Genomic DNA, 17,509 nt, shown 5'->3' with positions numbered 1-17,509 from the left:
CCATGAGCGATCCGATCCTCTCGGTTCACCATCTCGTCGGCGGCTACGGCAAGATGACGATCCTGAACGGCACCACATTCTCGGTGCCGCCGGCGACCATCACCACCATCATCGGTCCCAATGGCGCCGGCAAGTCCACCGTATTCAAGGCAATCTTCGGCCTGCTCAAGCTGCGAGACGGCAAGATCAGTTTTGCCGGCCGCGATGTGACGAATTCGAGCCAGCGCGCGCTGCTCAATGCCGGCATCTGCTACGTGCCGCAGGGCCGCAATATCTTCCCGGAGCTCTCGGTCCGCAGCAACATCGAGCTTGGTGGGGTCTCGGCCGGGAAAGGCATCGATCTGCCCAAGCGGATCGAGGCAGCGCTTGATCTGTTTCCGGCACTTCGGCGCAAGTCGGCGCAGCAAGCCTCGACGCTGTCGGGCGGCGAGCAGAAGCAGCTCGAGATCGCCCGCTCGCTGCTGCTCGAGCCGAAGCTCGTCCTGATCGACGAACCCTCGATCGGCCTGTCGCCGCTGATGGTGCAGCAGACCTTTGATATCCTCAAAAGCCTGCGCGACCGCGGCGTCACCATCCTGTTGATCGAACAGAACGCCCGCTCGGCGCTGGAAATCTCCGACATCGGCATCGTGCTCGAGCTCGGCCAGACCCGCATGGTCGACAAGGCCGAGCGTATTTTGAACGACCCACGGATCGGGCAACTGTTCCTTGGGGGCGCAATGGAGGACAACGCAGCATGACCAAGCGCTCGATCGCAACCGTGTCCCTTTCAGGCGCGCTGGACGAAAAGCTGCGCGCCATCGCATCCGCCGGATTCGACGAGGTGGAAATCTTCGAGAACGACCTGCTGTCGTTCGGCTCAAGCCCGCGCGAGGTTGCGCAGCTCTGCAAGGACCTGAACCTGAGAATCTGCGCGTTCCAGCCGTTCCGTGATTTCGAGGGCATGCCTGAGCCGCAGCGCTCGCGCAATTTCGCTCGCGCGATGCGTAAGTTCGATCTGATGCAGGAGCTCGGCACCGATCTGCTGTTGATCTGCTCCAACGTCTCCCCGGCCTCGCTCGGCGGCATCGACCGCGCCGCCGACGATTTCCGCGAGCTGGGCGATCACGCCGCCAAGCGGGGCTTGCGCGTCGGCTACGAGGCGCTGGCCTGGGGCCGGCACGTCAACGACTATCGCGACGCCTGGGAGATCGTGCGCCGCGCCGATCATCCCGCGATCGGCGTCATCCTCGACTCCTTTCATGCGCTAGCGCCGGGCTTCCCCGTGCGCGCCATGGCCTCGATCCCCGGCGACAAGATTTTTCTGGTGCAGCTCGCCGACGCGCCAAAGCTCGAGCTCGACATCCTGTCGTGGAGTCGGCATTTCCGCTCCTTCCCCGGCCAGGGCGATCTGCCGGTCGGCGACTTCATGCAGGCGATCGCGGCGACCGGTTATGCCGGGCCTTGGTCGCTGGAGATCTTCAATGATCAGTTCCAGGCAGGCTCCGCGGCACAGACCGCGGTCGACGGCCTGCGCTCGCTGATCCTGCTACAGGACCAGCTCGCACCCGATTGGCCCAAGCTCGTCGGCGAGCCCCTGGCGCCAAAGGCCAAAAGCCGCGGCACCGGCTTCATCGAATTCGCCGTCAACGAGACCAAGGCCGGCGAGCTCGCACAGCTGTTCTCGCAGCTCGGCTTCCGCAAGACCGGCGAGCATCGCAGCAAGGCTGTGGAGCGCTGGTCGCAAGGCAAGGTCGAGCTCGTGATCAACTCCGAGACCGACGGCTTTGCGCATTCGCATTACGTCACGCACGGCCCCGGCGTCTGCGCCATCGCGCTCGATGTCGACAATGCCGGCCTTGCCATGCAGCGGGCCGAGACGCTGAAGGCGCGCACCTTCTACCAGCCGGTCGGGCCGGGCGAGCTGGAAATCCCGGCGATCCACGGCGTCGGCGGCAGCCTGCTTTATTTCCTCGATCAAGCCGGCAAGAACTGGGACACGGATTTCGAGCCAGTCGCGAGCGAGGCAAGTGCGGATGCGCTGCTCGCGGTCGATCACATCGCGCAGTCGATGCCCTATGACGAGATGTTGTCCTGGCTGCTGTTCTACACCGGCATCCTCGACCTCAAGCGCTTGCCGCAGATGGAGATCGCGGACCCCCGCGGCCTCGTGCAGAGCCAGGCGCTCATCAATGGCGACCAGAGTCTGCGCTTCGTCGTCAACGGCTCCTCCGCCAACCGCACGCTGCCGGCGCGCTTCATCTCGGAATTTTTCGGCTCAGGCGTCCAGCACGTCGCCTTTGCCTGCGAAGACATCTTCGCCACCGTCGCCGCGATGCGCGCCCGCGGCGCCGGCTTCCTCGATATCCCTGACAATTACTACGACGATATCGAAGCCAAATACGACCTCGCCCCCGATGTCATGGCCAAGCTGCGTGCCAACCACATCCTCTACGACCGCGAGGGCGACGGCGAGTTCTTCCAGGTCTACACCCACATTTTCGACGAGCGTTTCTTCTTCGAGATCGTCGAGCGGCGGAGCTACCAGGGATTTGGCGCGGCAAACGCCGGCATCAGGCTGGCCGCGCAAGCCCGCGAGGTCCGGCCCGCGAGCATGCCGAGAGTGTAGACTGCAACCACGCCGTCATTGCGAGGAGCGAAGCGACGAAGCAATCCAGAGTTTTCCCGATGAGGGATTCTGGATTGCTTCGCTTCGCTCGCAATGAGGGAAGAGAGAGCGTCACCTCACTTCATCGGGCACTTGTCGTGGAAGCGGTCCTGATCGTCGGTGACGATGGTGGCGACGGTCTTCAGCGTGAGTTCGCCGCCGGCGCCCTTCACCACGTCCTGCAGATAGAAGTTCTGGATCGGGATGTGGTTGTTGCCGTATTTGAACGCGCCGCGCAGCGATTTGAAGTTGGCCTTTTCCATCTCTGCCTTCATCGCATCCTTCTTGGCGGTGTCGCCGCCGACGGCCACCACCGCGCTGTTGATGAGCTGCGCTGCGTCATAGGCCTGCGCGCCGTAGTAGCTCGGGCGGGCGCTCGGATATTTCGCACGGTAGTCGGCCACAAACTTCTTGTTCTGCTCGTTCGGAAGATCGTTCACCCACTCCTGTGCGCCGGGCACCCCGAACGCATTCTCCTTCTGTAGCGGCAACGTCGTCTCGTCGACCGTGAAGGCGGTATAGAGCGGCATGGTGCTCTTCATGCCGGCCTGGACATATTGATTGAGGAACTGCGCGCCGGCCGCACCGGGATAGAACACGAAGATCGATTCGGCGCCCGAGGCGCGGGCCTTCGCCAGTTCGGCGGAGAAGTCGAGCTGGCTCGGCCAGACCGTGTATTCCTCGCCCTTGACCTCGCCCTTGAACGTGCTTTTCAGGCCCGCAAGCATGTCCTTACCTGCCGCATAGTTCGGGCCGATCAGGAACACGCTCTTGACGCCGTTCGCATTCATGTAGAGGCCCATGGCGGCCGGCGTCTGGTCGTTCTGCCAGGAGGTCGAGAACACGTAAGGGCTGCACAGCTCGCCCGCGAGCTGCGACGGGCCGGCATTGGCCGAAATCAGGAAGGTCTGCGAATCCACCGCGGTCTTGAGCGAGGCGAGCAGCACGTTCGACCAGATGTAGCCGACGAGGAAATCGACCTTGTCTGACTGCACCAGCTTCTCGGTCTTCTGCTTGCCGACATCAGGCTTCTGGCCATCGTCCTCGTAGATCACCTCGACCGGCTTGCCGCCCATCTTGCGTCCGAGGTGATCGAGCGCGAGCTCGAAGGAATTGCGCATGTCGTTGCCGATCACGGCGGTCGGGCCGCTGAAGGTCGAAACGAAACCGATCTTGATGGTGTCGCCGGCGAATGCCGGATTTGCCAGAACCAGCGCCGCCGCGCCCGCCAGCCAGAATGCCGTCCTCATAACCACTCCCCTCCTTAATTATTGATCCCGGAGGCGGGGTGATCGCCGCCGCCGGGTCAGTCTGTATTGAACGCAAAATCTGTCGCACCGCCAATGGCTCGGCGCCTACCTCTGCACCATATTTCGCCCGAATTGCCGATGGCAAGAAATATAATTCTACTCACTCCAGCGGTGGCTGCGGCCCTTTTTCGCGGGGAATATCGACACGCCACGCCTATTCCATCATTGAAGACCGCTATTGGACCGCGGCGCACAATCCGCACTTAAATGAGTGAGAACAGCAACGAGATCGAGGGTGCATCATGGCCGCAACTCCCCATCGCGTCGTCATTGTCGGCGCCGGCTTCGGCGGGCTGGAGACGACCTACCGCCTCGCGGGCGCGCCGGTCGAGATCACGCTGATCGACCGCCGCAACCACCATCTGTTTCAGCCACTGCTCTACCAAGTCGCGACCGCATCGCTCGCGACCAGCGAGATCGCCTGGCCGATCCGTCATCTCATGCGCGATCGGCGGGAGGTGACGACGCTGTTTGCGACGGTCAGCGGCGTCGACGCCGCGCGGCGATGCGTGCTGATCGACGACGGCAGCGAGGTGCCCTACGACACGCTGGTGCTCGCCACCGGCGCGCGCCACGCCTATTTCGGCCACGACGAGTGGGAGACATGGGCGCCCGGCCTGAAGACATTGGAAGATGCCACCACGTTACGCCGTCACATCCTGGTCGCGTTCGAGCGCGCCGAGCGCGAAACAGATCCGGCGAAGCGCGCGGCGCGGCTGACTTTCGTCATCGTCGGCGCCGGTCCTACCGGCGTTGAACTCGCCGGCACCATCGCCGAGATGGCGCATCACACACTGCCCGCCGACTTCCGCAATATCGACACGCACAAGGCGCGCGTCGTGCTGATCGAGGCTGGGCCGCGCGTGCTGGCGGGCTTTCCGGACGAACTGTCGGCCTATGCGCAGGCCTCGCTTGAAAAGATCGGCGTCGAGGTCGTGCTCGGGCAGGCCGTTACCGAGATCAATCGTGAGGGCGTCATTTTCGGCGGCAAGCTGCTCGAGGCGAAGACCCGAATCTGGGCCGCCGGCGTGCGCGCCTCACCCGCCGCGGAATGGCTGGGCGCACCAAGCGATCGCGCCGGACGCGTGCAGGTGGAAGCCGACCTCACCATATCAGGCCATCCCGAGATCTTTGCGATCGGCGACACCGTGAGCATCAACGCCTGGGACGGCAAGCCGGTACCCGGCATCGCGCCGGCGGCCAAGCAGCAGGGCAAGCACGTCGCGGCGACCATCAAGGCGCGACTCCGCGGCGCCCCGACCGCACCGTTCCGCTACAAGCACGCTGGCAGCCTCGCCCAGATCGGCAAACGGCTCGCGGTGATCGACTTCGGCAAGATCAAGCTGCGCGGCACCATCGCGTGGTGGATCTGGGGCATCGCTCACATCTACTTCCTGATCGGCCTCCGCCACCGCCTCAGCGTCGCGCTGAGCTGGCTCTGGATCTATGCACGTGACCAGCGCGCGGCGCGGCTGATCACACAGGGGAGCAGCAAGGTGGTGGGGTGACGCTTCTTCGCCTTCTCCCCGCGATCGGCAGGAGTCACCGCGCAGACCGCGGCGCTGTCATAAGCCGTCAAGTGGTTAACGCTGAAAAATATGCATGGCCGCGCGCGGCTCGTGGCCTTGAAAGCCGGGATCGCCGTCACCTAATCCGCCGCGCAATGAATAACAGGAGGCATCCATGTTCGTCATGGATCTTGTCGCCGCACACCCCTTTTCGACGATCATCGCGGTTGCAGCATTCGCCTATGTCCTCGGAAGCATTCGTGTCGCCAATCAATATGAACGCAGCGTCGTGTTCCGGCTCGGCAGGTTCAACCGCACCGCCGGCCCCGGCCTCTACCTCGTCTGGCAGATCATGGAATGGCAGACCAAGCTTGATCTGCGCACCATCACCGCGAATGTCGAGCAACAGGAAGGCATCACGCGGGACAACGTACCGATCAAGGTCGATGCCGTGGTTTGGTATCGCATCGTCGACCCCGAACGTGCGGTGATGGAGGTCAAGGCGGTTTCGAACGCTGTCGTCCAAGTCTCGCTGACAACGCTACGGGCCGTACTTGGGCAACATACGCTGGATGAAATCCTCAAAGCTCAGGATACCATTGCCGACGTCATGCAGCGGGCGATCGACGCCACCACCGAGCCCTGGGGCGTCAAGGTTGAATTGGTCCAGATGAAGAGCGTCGAGATTCCGCCGAGCATGCAGCGCGCACTGGCGCAGGAGGCCGAAGCCCTGCGCGAGAAGCGCGCCCGCTTGATCAAGGCTGAAGCCGAGCTCGACGCTGCCGAGCAGCTGCGCCAGGCCGCCGAAGTCATCATGCAGAACCCGGCCGGCCTCGAACTCCGCCGCATGCAGATGATCACCGAAGTCGGTGCCGAGCAGAACACGATGACGCTGGTGATGATGCCGAGCGAGTTCGTCTCGATGGCACGAGGGATTGCAGATGCAGCGAAGACGATGGCCGCGAAGGAGTGAGCAGGATCGCGATCGTCGGGAGCGCCTGGTCCAACGGCTTTGTTGGTCCCTCCCTTATTGGTCCCTCCGCTGTATTGTTTTCGCCGCCAGCCACGTCAGGCTGGATCGTAACCGGCAGATCGTCGAGCTCCCGCAGCGTATCCGGGGGCGCGAGATTGCCGACGCCGCGACGAGCTATGGCGTCTTGCAGACGAAATTCGCGGCGTCCTCGCTGTCGCCCTGGCCGGAATACGCGGCGTAGCTCGGATACGGGCACAGCGGTCGCGTTCGGCCTTGGCTCCAGGACGCCGGGACTTCCTTGTTGGCGGAACTGGCCGACGCGATGATGCGGTCTGGCGCCTTGCCCTTCTCCACCCAGTCGATTAGCGCCGTCAGCGCATCGAATTTGTCGAGGGTGACGCCGCCACCGCAATGCGTTTCGCCGGGAATCGTGAACAGGCGCGCGACTGCGTCGGCGTGCCCCTGCAGGTTCTTGTTCAGCCGGTCGTACCAGCGGATGGTGTCGTTCACCGAGAACACCGGATCGGCCTGGCCATGATAGATCAGCATCTTGCCGCCGGACTTCTGGAGCGATGCGAGCTTGGGATCATCGACGTCGGGCGGCGTCATGAAGTCCATGGCCGATTCCGTGAAGGTCGCGTCCTTGGCGAATATCTTCGGGGCGTCCTTCTCGAAGTCGTAGGCCTTCAATGCCTCAACCAGCTTCTCGTTGCTGCCTTCGACCACGACTGGCGGTGTCGAGAAGATGTAGTTCAGCGACGCGGCTCCCATGGTGGCGATGATCGGATAGTTGTTCCAGGGCGCGATGGGACTCTCGACCTTCCAGGTACGCCAATTGCCCGTGCCGATGCCGCCATCGAGAGGCCAGTTGGAATAGAGCGCCTCACCTTTCGAATTCTTCGGTCCAGCGAGGCTCATCTTCAAGGCATCGACCTTGGCCTCGGACAAACAAGCGCTGTTCTGCCCCGGCACGCAGACCAGACTCTTGAGATCGAACGCCTTCTGACAGGCGGCGAGATTGGCCGTCAGCCCATCCTTGACGCCATCGAGTGCGTCACAGGCTTCGGTAATGCGCGAGGAAACGAGCTGAGCGTCCTCCTTCGTGATGGACTTGCGCAGATCGGGATCAGCTTTCAGGAAGGCCTGCACGTCCCAGGCGTGCTGGATCGCAGCGCGCGGCAGGTCGAAGCCAGGATTGCCGACGAGGAAGCCGTCGTAATTTTCCGGCATGCGCGACGCCGCCACCATGGCGTGACGCCCGCCGTTCGAGCACCCCGCCATATAGGAGCGATCCGGCTTGCGTCCGTAATGCAGGGCGATGATTTGCTTTGCGACCGGCGACAGCGTCATGTCGGCGGCATAGCCATAGTCGCGCCGCGCCTGCGGATCGAGGCCGAACGCCGCGCCGGCGGTCAGGCCCAGCGACTTGTTCGCGGGGTCCGAGCCGGAATGGCCACTGTTCGACGACAGCACCGCAAAGCCGCGCGCCAGCGGGACTGTGCCACCAGAAGCCAAGCCGTCGGGCAGGCTGCCAAGGGCGGGCACGACCACACCGTCATTACCGCCATTCACCTGATGCAGGAAGCGCCCGTTCCACTCGGCCGGCAGTCGTAGTTCGAACCCAATCGCATAGGATTTCCCGTCGACGCCGGTGCGCTGGTTGGCAAGCCCCGTCACGATGCAATGCTTGGGGAGTCCGTTGGCCGCGTCCTGCGCTTTGGACCCGGTGATCTCGACGCCGGAGATGCCGAGCGACGCCGTGGTGACCGGCGAGCAGGCCTCGCCCTCGGCGCGGCCCAGCGCGGTCGATCCCAGAAGCGCGGCCAGCGCAGCAGTCGATATCAAGCCAGCCCTCATGGCGGCCCTCCCATTTAATTATATTCTATAATTATTACCTCCATCTCATAGTTTGGCAAGTGCCGGGACCGGTGTCCCGGACGTACCGCGGCGGGTTCATCCGGCGCAGGCGATCCACTCCGCCGACGCATCGTCATTCAACCGCGCCACCGCGTCCGCACGCCGCGCCAGCACGGCGCGCTGGTTGATGTAGCCCTTGTCGGTGATCTCGCCGCCGTCGACCGACGGCGGCTCGGCAAGCAGCAACGCGCGCGTGGCATGGCCGGACGAATTGGGGCCCTGCTGCCTGAGCTTTGCGAGGCCCTGTGCGATCGCGGTCCTCACCTTGTCATGCGTCAGCACATCGTTCGCAGCTGCCGCCTCGGGCAGGCCGGCATGCGTGCGGCACGCGGCAATGTTCGGAAACACCAGGAAGCGAACCTCATCGCCGCCGTGACCGGCGACGACGATATCCTGCGCAAGCGGCGCCAGTGCGGCGATGCCGGCAAGGCGCAACGTGCCGACGTTGACCCAAGTGCCGGAATTGAGCTTGAAATCTTCGGCGACCCGGCCATCGAAAAACAGGCCGCGCTCGGGCCGATCCGCATCGGCGAGCTTCACCGCGTCGCCGATCCGATAAAAACCTTCGTCGTCAAACGCCTGCTTGGTCAGTTCCGGCGCCTTCCAATAGCCCGGCGTGACATTGGGACCGCGCACGCGGACCTCCAGCTTGTCGCCGGAGCGGATGAGCTTCAGCTCGGTTCCCGGGATAGGCACGCCGATATTGCCGGACCGCTCGGCAAGGAAATGGCAATCGGTGGCAAGGGGCGAGGTTTCGGTCGAGCCCCAGGCCGACACCATCGGCAACGCCCGGCCGACCGTCCTGATCGAGAGCTCCTCCAGCGCATCCCAGAGATTCTGCGGCAGCGCCGCGCCGGCATAGAAGGCGAACTTCACCTCGCTGAAGAAGCGGCGGCGCAACTCCTCATCGTCGCGGAGCGCCGTGATCAGCATGTCAAAGCCGCGCGGCACGTTGAAATAGACCGTCGGCATCACGCTTTTGAGGTTGGCGAGCGAGGTCGCGAACAAGCCGGGCGCCGGCTTGCCGCCGTCGATATAGAGCGAGCCGCCATTGCGCAGCACGAGGTTGAAATTGTGGTTGGCGCCGAAAGTGTGGCTCCAGGGCAGCCAATCGAGAATGACGAGGTCGCTACCGGCCGGATCGAGGAAAGTCCAGGTCTGCGCCTTGGCCTGCTGGCTCGAGGTGAGCATGCGCTGGGTGTTGATGACCGCCTTTGGCGTGCCGGTCGAGCCCGAGGTGAACAGGAATTTTGCAATCGTATCCGGGGTCACCGCGGCGAAGGCCTTTGCGACATCGGGCGTCTCGGCCGTTTCGGCGATGGCCCGGAAGCCGCGAGCATCGGCATCATTAGCGTGGCCGCTGATGATCTGAGCGCCGTGCAACGGCTTGATCGCGGCCAGCGCCGCCGCAAACGGCTTTGTCGCGGAGACGTAGATCGCGCCGGGCTGAAGCAGGGCGATCATGCTCTTGAGCTTGTCGAAATCTTTCGACATCAGCGAATAGGCCGGGGAGATCGCGGCCGAGGGCACGCCGACATGCTGAGCGGCAAGCGCGAGCAGCGCATGATCGATGCTGTTGTCGGACAGGATCGCGAGCGGGCGCTCGGCGCTCAGCCCCTCGGCCAATATCCAGGATCCTATCGCCCGCACCTGCCGCAGCGCCTGCCGATAGGTCACGGTAACCCACGGCGTTTCTGGATTGCCGCGCTCGGCAAGGAAGGTCGCATCGGGCGTCTGCTGCGCCCATTGCTCCAGCCAGTCGCCGATGCAGCGGGCGCTGCCGCGAAGAGGCTCGGGCGAGCGCAGCACGATGCTGCCGTCGAGGCGACGGTCGGCGATGGTCCTGGGCGTTGCGAACAGGCTTGCGGCGCCACCGCGTGCAGCTGACGTCATGGTTTCCTCCTCGCCCGGAAGCCGGGCCCGCAGCTTCGTTCCGGGCCGCTTTGGCCACAATGTTGGTGACGACGATTGTTGTCGTCAACAACAATCTTCCGCGATGAGCTTCAGGGCGCTAAGGTCGCACGGCAGGAGACGTGTTTTGACAGCCACGGCAGCCCGAACTTCCCCCCGCAAGCGAGCGAGCAACGGCGCCACACGGCGGAACGATGCGGACGAGATCGGCCTCGACGCGCTGGTCGGCCACGCCGGCTATGCGGTGCGGCGCTTCCAGATCTGGATCTTTCAGGACTTCATCAAGACGCTTGGGGCGGTCGATATCCGGCCGACGCAATATTCGGTGCTGACCGTGATCGGTGCCAACCCTGGCCTCTCGCAGATGGCGGTGGCAAAACGCCTCGGGATCGAGCGCGCCCGCCTGGTGCATCTGCTCGACAGCCTCGAACAGCGCAGGCTGGTGAAGCGGATCAAGTCGAAGGCGGACCGGCGCTCCCACGCGCTCCACCTCACGACGCAGGGCGAGGCGGCGCTGGCGAAGTTCAAGCAACTCGCCGCGGAGCATGAGCGGCATGTCGAGGACAAGATCGGCAAGGCGAATCGGGAGCGACTGCTTCAGATCCTCGCTGGCTTCACCTGATCCTGACTGCACACGATTTGAGCACATGCTCGTAACGGGGCGTCGACACACGGGTTCGATCAATCCCTGGAATATCTACCAACCTACTGATTACACGATAATATCTGCGGCATCGCAGCTGCCCGGATAATGTACACAATGGCACATCGCTTGCTTCATTCCGGGTAAGACAAGTTGCCGGAGTTTTGTTGCCATGAAGGCTGAACTGGGGGCTGAGCAGCCTGAAACGATCGCCGCGATTGTGGCCGCGCATCGCGCGGGCACGCTGACGCCGGTCCAGACGATCGCGCGGACCTATCAGCGCATCCGTGACCACAACGATCCGGCCGTCTTCATCAGCCTGCGCGACGAGAAGGACGCGATCGCGGAAGCCGAGAAGCTCGCCGCGCGCCAGGATGCCGCCGACCTGCCGCTCTACGGCGTGCCGGTCGCGGTGAAGGACAATATCGACGCGCTGGGCTTTCCGACCACGGCAGCCTGCCCGGCCTTCTCCTACACGCCGGCGCATGACTCGACCGCCGTGGAGCGCCTGCGCGCTGCCGGCGCCATCATCATCGGCAAGAGCAATCTCGACCAGTTCGCGACCGGCCTCGTCGGCGTGCGGTCACCCTATGGCATCCCTCGCAATTCCATCCGGGACGATCTCATTCCCGGCGGCTCGAGCTCGGGATCGGCAACCGCCGTCGGCGCCGGGCTGGTGCCGCTGTCACTGGGCACGGACACCGCCGGATCGGGCCGGGTGCCGGCGATGCTCAACAACATCGTCGGCCTGAAGCCGAGCCTCGGCATGATCTCGACCGCAGGGCTCGTGCCGGCCTGCCGCACGCTCGACTGCATCTCGGTGTTCGCCCTGACGGTCGACGATGCCGCGCTCGCACTCTCGGTGATGGCCGGCCCCGACCAGGCCGACCCATTCTCGCGCGACCGGCCGCTTCAGCCGCTGGCGCCGTTCCCGGCAAGTTTGCGCCTCGGCGTGCCGCGCAACGGACAGCTGATCTTCTTCGGCGACAAGAAGGCGGAGACCGCCTATGCCGATGCGCTGAAGCGCTGGACCGCGCTCGGCGCGACGCTGGTCGAGTTCGATCTCGAGCCGTTCTACGAGACGGCGCGGCTGCTCTACGAGGGGCCCTGGGTCGCCGAGCGCTATCTCGTGATCAAGAACCTGCTGGCCTCAGCACCCGATTCGATTCATCCCGTGACACGCGAGATCACCGCGGCCGGCGCGCGGCTGAGCGCTGCGGAAACCTTCTCCGCACTCTACCGCCTGCAGGGCCTGCGCAAGATCGCCGAGCGGACCTTTGCGAATATCGACGCGCTGGTGCTGCCGACGGCCCCGACCGCCTACACCACCGCGCAGGTGCTCGCCAATCCAATCGAGCTCAATAGCAGGCTCGGAACTTACACCAATTTCGTCAATCTGCTCGATCTCTGCGGCCTCGCCGTGCCCGCATCGATGCGCGCGGACGGCATTCCGTTCGGCATCACGCTGCTGGCGCCGGCAGGACGCGATGGGATGCTCGCGAGCATCGGCCGAGTGTTTCATGCGGATACGAAGCTGACGGTGGGCGCCAAGGGGGTGGCGCAGGCTCTGCTCGCACCGCTGCCGGCGGACAGCGGCGAGGAGATTCCGATTGCCGTGGTCGGCGCACATCTCTCCGGCATGGCGCTGAATGGGGAATTGAAGGCGTTGAATGCAAAGCTGATCGAGGCGACCAAGACTGCGCCGGACTACAAGCTCTATGCGCTTTCGACCACGCCGCCGAAGCCCGGCCTGTTGCGCGTCGAGGCCGGCAAGGGCGCATCGATCGAGCTGGAGGTCTGGGCGCTGTCGTCATCCGCATTTGGCAAGTTCGTCAATGCGATTCCGGCGCCGATGGCGATCGGCACCATCCGATTGGCCGATGGCCGCAGCTTGAAAGGCTTTCTCGTCGAGCCGGAAGCGCTGGGTGAGGCGCGGGACATCACCGGGTATGGCGGCTGGCGAAAGTTCATGGCAGACGCCGCCACGGCGTAGGGCGCCCTACACCGACACCGCGTAGATCTCATACTCCCCGCGCACCAGCTCGATATGCGCGCGCATCGCGGTCGCCGCCCCCTGCTTGTCGCCACGCATGATGGCGACGACGACGCGGTCATGCTCGGCCTGCGATTTGGCCAACCGGCCGAGATTGCGGAACTGGGCGCGACGGAACGGCTGGACGCGCACGCGCGTCGCCAGCGTGATTTCGGCGATGTAGCCGTTCTGCGAGCCGGCATAGATCGCGTTGTGGAAGCGCTCGTTGACCTCGTGGAAACGATCGGGATTGCCGGCGTAACTGAGGACGCGCAGCTCCTCGTGAACGGCTTCGAGACCATGACGCTCGGCCGCCGACATGCGCTCGGCGGCGAGGCCAGCGCAAAGCGCCTCGAGCTCCGCCATCGCCTCGAACATGCTCTTCAGACGCTCGATCGACGGCTGTGCGACCACGGCGCCGCGATGCGGCCGCGCCTCGACCAGGCCGCTCGCAACCAGTTGTCGCAACGCTTCGCGGACCGGCGTGCGGGACACGTTAAAGCGGCGCGCGATGTCGGTTTCGTCCAGGGGGGCGCCGGGGGCCAGAGCTCCGCGCACGATTTCGTCGGCGAGTTGAAGGCGAAGCTCCTCGGCGCGCGTGACCTTCAGCACCGATGGCGAAGCACGGTCGACGCGGGGCACCACCGGCTCGGCCGGCAGCGTCCCGGGCGGAAAATCATCAAGCGTCATTCGATCAGGTCTCTTTCGACTCGTCGATGATGCTGACATGGGCGGCGACGACGCGCCAGCCCTCCGGGAAGCGAATCCAGGTCTGCATCTGCCGGCCGACCTTGCCGGGAGCGGTGTCGCGATAGAACAGGGTGGAGGCGACGGCCGTATCGCGGCCATAGCTGGAGATGACGGTCTTCGCCCTGCGGCGGTTGAGGCCGACCGGCGAGCGGCCGGCGCGGAAACCGGCGATCGCGTCATAACCATAGAGATTCTCGCCGATGCCGTAGCGCAGTGTACGAGGGTCGTTGCGGAACAGCTCGCCGAGCACGGCGACGTCGTTGCTGACGAGGGCCTGCTCGTAGCGCTCGAACGCGGCTTTGACTTCCGCGATCACGTCGGGGAGATCGATCTCCATCTCAAAATCCTCTTAAAATGCCCTTGGGGCCGGCGCGGCGACCACGCCCATCTTTTCCAATGCGTACGCGACGCGTAACGCGATGTCCTCGCGCCAGGGCGCGGCGATGATCTGCACGCCGATGGGCAGCGGCTCGAGCGGCACCGGCACGGCAACAACGGGCAGGCCGATGAAGGAGATCGGCTGGGTGTGGATGCCGATATTGGCGCGCACCGGCAATTCCACGCCATCGAGATTGAAGTTCACCTGCCCGAGCTTCGGCGCCGTGCAGGGCGTCGCCGGCGCGAGCAGCACGTCGACGGATTTGAAGATCTCGGCAAGCTGTGCGCGATACCAGCGGCGGAATTTTTGCGCGCGGTCAACCAGCGCCGCCGGCACCATCGCGCCGGCGATCAGCCGGTCACGCACGGCCGGATCGAAATCGTTCGGGCGCTTGCGCAGGCGATCGAGATGCAGCGAGGCGCCTTCGGTGGTGGTGATGACGTAGGCTGCCGCGCGGGCGCGCGAAGCTTCGGGCACGTCCACGACCTTCGTTGCGCCAAGTGCCTTGGCGACGCGGCTGACGGCCTCGACGGCTTCCGGAAAGACGTTCTTCTGGAAATGGCCTCCGGCGATCGCGATGCGCAGATCCGAGACCGGATTGGCGATCAGCGGCAGCGTCGGCTCCAGCCCGCGCGTCGTGCAAGCACCATCGTCGGGATCAGAGCCCTGCATCGCGTCGTAGGCGAGCGCGAGATCGGTGACGGAGCGCGCGAACGGGCCGAGATGATCGAGGCTCGCGACGAACGGGAACGAGCGCGCGCGAGACAGCCGGCCATAAGTCGGCTTCAAGCCAAAAATGCCACAGAAGGACGATGGCACACGGATCGAGCCGTTGGTGTCGGAACCCAAAGCAATCGGCACCAGCGCGCCGCCGACAGCGGTGCCGGAACCGCCGGAAGACCCGCCGCTCATCCGCGTCGTGTCGTGCGGATTGCGCGAGGGACCGTCGTGAACATTCTCGCCCGTAAAATCGTAGGCGTATTCGCCCATGTTCAGCGCGCCGACCAGCACCGCGCCGGCGGCTTCCATGCGCTCAATCAGCGTCGCATCACGCTTGGCGGGTGCGAGGTCGCGATTGATCTTCGAGCCGGCGCGGGTCGGAAGCCCGGTGACGTCGAACAGGTTCTTCACCGCAAAGGGCACGCCGGCGAGTGAGCCGACGGTCTTGCCGGCGGCGATGTCGGCATCGATGGCCCGCGCTTTTGCGCGGGCGCGATCGGCGGTGACGTCGGTGAAGGAATTGAGAATGCCGTCGTGCTGCTTGATGCGCGCGAGCGCGGCTTCGGTGGCGTCGAGGGCCGACATCTTCCGGCTAGTAACCGCGCCCGCGATTTCCGAGGCCGTCATCTCTGACTTGGTGGTCATGGCAGCATCAGGCCGTGAAGATCGGTGCCGGCTCGGTCTCGTCCGGCAGCGCGAACTCGTCGACCATGCGGCCAAGCCGCAGCGAGACGTCGAGATTGGCGCGGACCGCGGGCCTCCAGGCGTCCTCAACCGGCAGCGCCAGCGCTTTCGATACGGCGTCGATATAGTCGTCCAGCGGTTCGGCCATCACGCTCCCAAACAATCAGTGCGCTCTCAGTGTACCTGCAACGGCGGATGCGGGATCGCCGTCAGCAGCTCCTTGGTGTAGTCGTCCTGCGGATCGCTCAGGACCTTCTCGGAAGTGCCTTCCTCGACGATCCGCCCCGTCCGCATCACAATGACACGATCGCACAACAAGCGCACTACATTCAAATCATGAGAGACGAACAGATAGCTCATACCTAGCCGCGCCTTGAGGTCCTGGAGCAGGTTCAGCACGACCGCCTGCACCGACACGTCCAGCGCCGCCGTCGGCTCATCCAAGATGACCAGCTTGGGATGCAGCGCGATGGCGCGGGCGATGCCGACGCGGGCCTTCTGGCCGCCGGAGAGCTGGTGCGGGAAGCGATCCAGCAGATTGTGCGGCAGGCCGACCATGGTGGCCAGTTCCTCGCAGCGGGCACGGAGCGCGTCACGGCCCCTGATGTCGCCCAATTGCATGATCGGGTCGGCGATGGCGCGGGCGGCGGTGAAGCGCGGGTTGAGGCTGTCGGTCGGATCCTGGAACACCATCTGGATGCGGCTGCGCTGCGGCAGGCGGGCGAAGGCGGCAGGGGCAATGCCGCCAATGTCCTCGCCGTCGAACTGGATCAGGCCGGAGGTCTGGTCCAGGAGGCGCATCACCATCATCGAGGTGGTCGATTTGCCGCAGCCGGATTCACCGACGAGGCCGACGCTCTCGCCATGGCCGACCTGGAAGCTGATGCCATCGACGGCGCGGAACACGTCCGGCTCGACCGGCGGCTTGCGGCCGAACAGCTTTCCGAGCGTGGCGGTGGCGCCCTGGCGGGGATATTCCTTGACCAGCTTTTCGATGAGGAGAAGAGGCTTCGGGCTCTCCGCGACGGCGGCCGCCGCAGCGGGCTCCGCGGGTGCGGCGGGCGTCGCGCCCTCCTCTTCGGGCAACAGATCGCGCAAGGATACGCCGAGCCGCGGCGTCGCGCGCATCAGTTTCTTCGTATAGGGGTGCTGCGGGCTCGCGAAGATGTCGGCGGCCTTGGCGGTCTCGACGACGCGGCCCTTCTCCATCACCACCACGCGGTCGCAATAGGCGGCCGCCAGGCCGAGATCGTGGGTGATCAGGATGGTGGACATCGCGCGGCGTTTTGTCAGTTCGACGATCAGGTCCATCACCGCCTTCTGGGTGGTGACGTCGAGACCGGTGGTCGGCTCGTCGGCGATCAGGAGCTGCGGATTGCAGGCGAGCGCGAGCGCGATGACGACGCGCTGGCACATGCCGCCCGACAGCTCGAACGGATAGGCGTGATAGCGCTCGCGCGGGCGGGCGATCTTGACCTGCTCGAGCGCCTCGATCGCCTTTTCTCCCTGGTCCGAAACCATCGCCTGCTGCACATGGGTGCGCAGCACGTCCTCGATCTGGTCGCCGACCTTGCGGATCGGGTTGAGCGCCGCGCGCGGGTTCTGGAAGATCATCGAGACTTCGCGGCCGCGCAGATCGCGCATCTGGGCTTCGGTCGCGGCCTTGACGTCGATGCCGGAGAACATCACCGAGCCCTCGGCGATCTTGCCGGCGCGGTCGAGGATGCGCATCACCGCATAGGACGTCACCGACTTGCCGGAGCCGGATTCGCCGACGATGGCGAGCGTCTCGCCCTTGGCGACAGAGATGTTGACGTGCTGCACGGCCTTGACGATGCCGCGCCGGGTGGTGAATTCGACGGTGAGGTCCTGGACGTCGAGCAGCGGCTGGGCGGTCATGAGGAACTCCGGTCGCTCAAAGGCGCGAAAACAACCCCATGCACAGTAGAAGCGCGACCGGAATCATTGAGAGATTTTGCGTGTGAGGGAGGCACGACTCTCTCATTCCCTCCCCCCTTGTGGGGGAGGGTTGGGG

General features: G+C 64.8%; 14 protein-coding genes. 6 read left to right on the top strand and 8 right to left on the bottom strand.

Annotated elements, in window-relative coordinates:
• The first annotated feature begins 2 nt into the window (after positions 1-2).
• Together G8O24_RS24770 and G8O24_RS24765 are read left to right on the top strand one after the other, a co-directional pair.
• The gene (locus G8O24_RS24770) at positions 3-740 is read left to right on the top strand and encodes an ABC transporter ATP-binding protein (protein ID WP_188103924.1); all 738 of its coding nucleotides are present in this window, start codon (positions 3-5) and stop codon (positions 738-740) included.
• Complete coding sequence (locus G8O24_RS24765) at positions 737-2,608, top strand: bifunctional sugar phosphate isomerase/epimerase/4-hydroxyphenylpyruvate dioxygenase family protein (protein WP_188103917.1); 1,872 nt, start codon at positions 737-739, stop codon at positions 2,606-2,608. Before G8O24_RS24770 ends, G8O24_RS24765 begins: the two co-directional genes overlap by 4 nt.
• 116 nt (positions 2,609-2,724) lie before the next feature.
• On the opposite strand, the gene G8O24_RS24760 is transcribed toward G8O24_RS24765, so the two are convergent.
• Positions 2,725-3,897, bottom strand: coding sequence for an ABC transporter substrate-binding protein (locus tag G8O24_RS24760; RefSeq protein ID WP_188103915.1), 1,173 nt, complete (start codon positions 3,895-3,897; stop codon positions 2,725-2,727).
• A 302-nt stretch (positions 3,898-4,199) separates the two neighbouring features.
• Here G8O24_RS24760 and G8O24_RS24755 point away from each other — a divergent pair, with 302 nt between their 5' ends.
• Both G8O24_RS24755 and G8O24_RS24750 read left to right on the top strand, forming a co-directional pair.
• Positions 4,200-5,465 carry an NAD(P)/FAD-dependent oxidoreductase gene (locus G8O24_RS24755; protein WP_188103913.1) on the top strand — a complete coding sequence of 422 codons (1,266 nt, stop codon included), beginning with the start codon at positions 4,200-4,202 and terminating at the stop codon, positions 5,463-5,465.
• 175 nt (positions 5,466-5,640) lie between these two features.
• Entirely contained in the window at positions 5,641-6,438 is a 798-nt protein-coding gene (locus tag G8O24_RS24750) for an SPFH domain-containing protein (protein WP_244645984.1), read from the top strand.
• A gap of 174 nt (positions 6,439-6,612) precedes the next feature.
• Here the strand turns inward: G8O24_RS24750 and G8O24_RS24745 are convergent, their stop codons facing one another.
• Together G8O24_RS24745 and G8O24_RS24740 are read right to left on the bottom strand one after the other, a co-directional pair.
• On the bottom strand, positions 6,613-8,295 hold the full coding sequence (locus G8O24_RS24745; RefSeq protein ID WP_188103911.1) for a tannase/feruloyl esterase family alpha/beta hydrolase: 1,683 nt from the start codon (positions 8,293-8,295) through the stop codon (positions 6,613-6,615).
• A gap of 96 nt (positions 8,296-8,391) precedes the next feature.
• Complete coding sequence (locus G8O24_RS24740) at positions 8,392-10,248, bottom strand: feruloyl-CoA synthase (protein ID WP_188103909.1); 1,857 nt, start codon at positions 10,246-10,248, stop codon at positions 8,392-8,394.
• 145 nt (positions 10,249-10,393) lie between these two features.
• On the opposite strand from G8O24_RS24740, the gene G8O24_RS24735 reads away from it, so the two are divergent.
• Both G8O24_RS24735 and atzF read left to right on the top strand, forming a co-directional pair.
• On the top strand, positions 10,394-10,888 hold the full coding sequence (locus G8O24_RS24735; RefSeq protein ID WP_188103907.1) for a MarR family winged helix-turn-helix transcriptional regulator: 495 nt from the start codon (positions 10,394-10,396) through the stop codon (positions 10,886-10,888).
• 193 nt (positions 10,889-11,081) lie between these two features.
• A complete protein-coding gene (atzF, locus tag G8O24_RS24730) occupies positions 11,082-12,902 on the top strand; it encodes an allophanate hydrolase (protein WP_188103905.1) in 1,821 nt (606 codons plus the stop codon).
• A gap of 6 nt (positions 12,903-12,908) precedes the next feature.
• Here atzF and G8O24_RS24725 read toward each other — a convergent pair whose 3' ends face one another.
• Genes G8O24_RS24725 through G8O24_RS24705 form a run of 5 tightly spaced genes read right to left on the bottom strand, consistent with a single transcriptional unit; the run spans position 12,909 to position 17,373 of the window.
• Positions 12,909-13,631: a GntR family transcriptional regulator gene (locus G8O24_RS24725; protein WP_188103903.1), complete on the bottom strand. Its 723-nt coding sequence runs from the start codon at positions 13,629-13,631 to the stop codon at positions 12,909-12,911.
• Between the two features lie 4 nt (positions 13,632-13,635).
• The gene (gene hpxZ / locus G8O24_RS24720; RefSeq protein WP_188103902.1) at positions 13,636-14,028 is read right to left on the bottom strand and encodes an oxalurate catabolism protein HpxZ; all 393 of its coding nucleotides are present in this window, start codon (positions 14,026-14,028) and stop codon (positions 13,636-13,638) included.
• 12 nt (positions 14,029-14,040) lie between these two features.
• On the bottom strand, positions 14,041-15,435 hold the full coding sequence (locus G8O24_RS24715; RefSeq protein WP_188103900.1) for an AtzE family amidohydrolase: 1,395 nt from the start codon (positions 15,433-15,435) through the stop codon (positions 14,041-14,043).
• Between the two features lie 7 nt (positions 15,436-15,442).
• Positions 15,443-15,622 carry a DUF4089 domain-containing protein gene (locus tag G8O24_RS24710; protein ID WP_188103898.1) on the bottom strand — a complete coding sequence of 60 codons (180 nt, stop codon included), beginning with the start codon at positions 15,620-15,622 and terminating at the stop codon, positions 15,443-15,445.
• Positions 15,623-15,648: 26 nt separating this feature from the next.
• Complete coding sequence (locus G8O24_RS24705) at positions 15,649-17,373, bottom strand: dipeptide ABC transporter ATP-binding protein (protein ID WP_188103897.1); 1,725 nt, start codon at positions 17,371-17,373, stop codon at positions 15,649-15,651.
• Between the last annotated feature and the right edge of the window lie 136 nt (positions 17,374-17,509).

Origin of the sequence: Bradyrhizobium campsiandrae (genome assembly GCF_014529705.1) — a bacterium.
Classification (GTDB): Bacteria; Pseudomonadota; Alphaproteobacteria; order Rhizobiales; family Xanthobacteraceae; genus Bradyrhizobium; species Bradyrhizobium campsiandrae.
The sequence above is the reverse complement of the archived record's forward strand: the minus strand, read 5'-3'. Positions and strand labels throughout refer to the sequence as shown.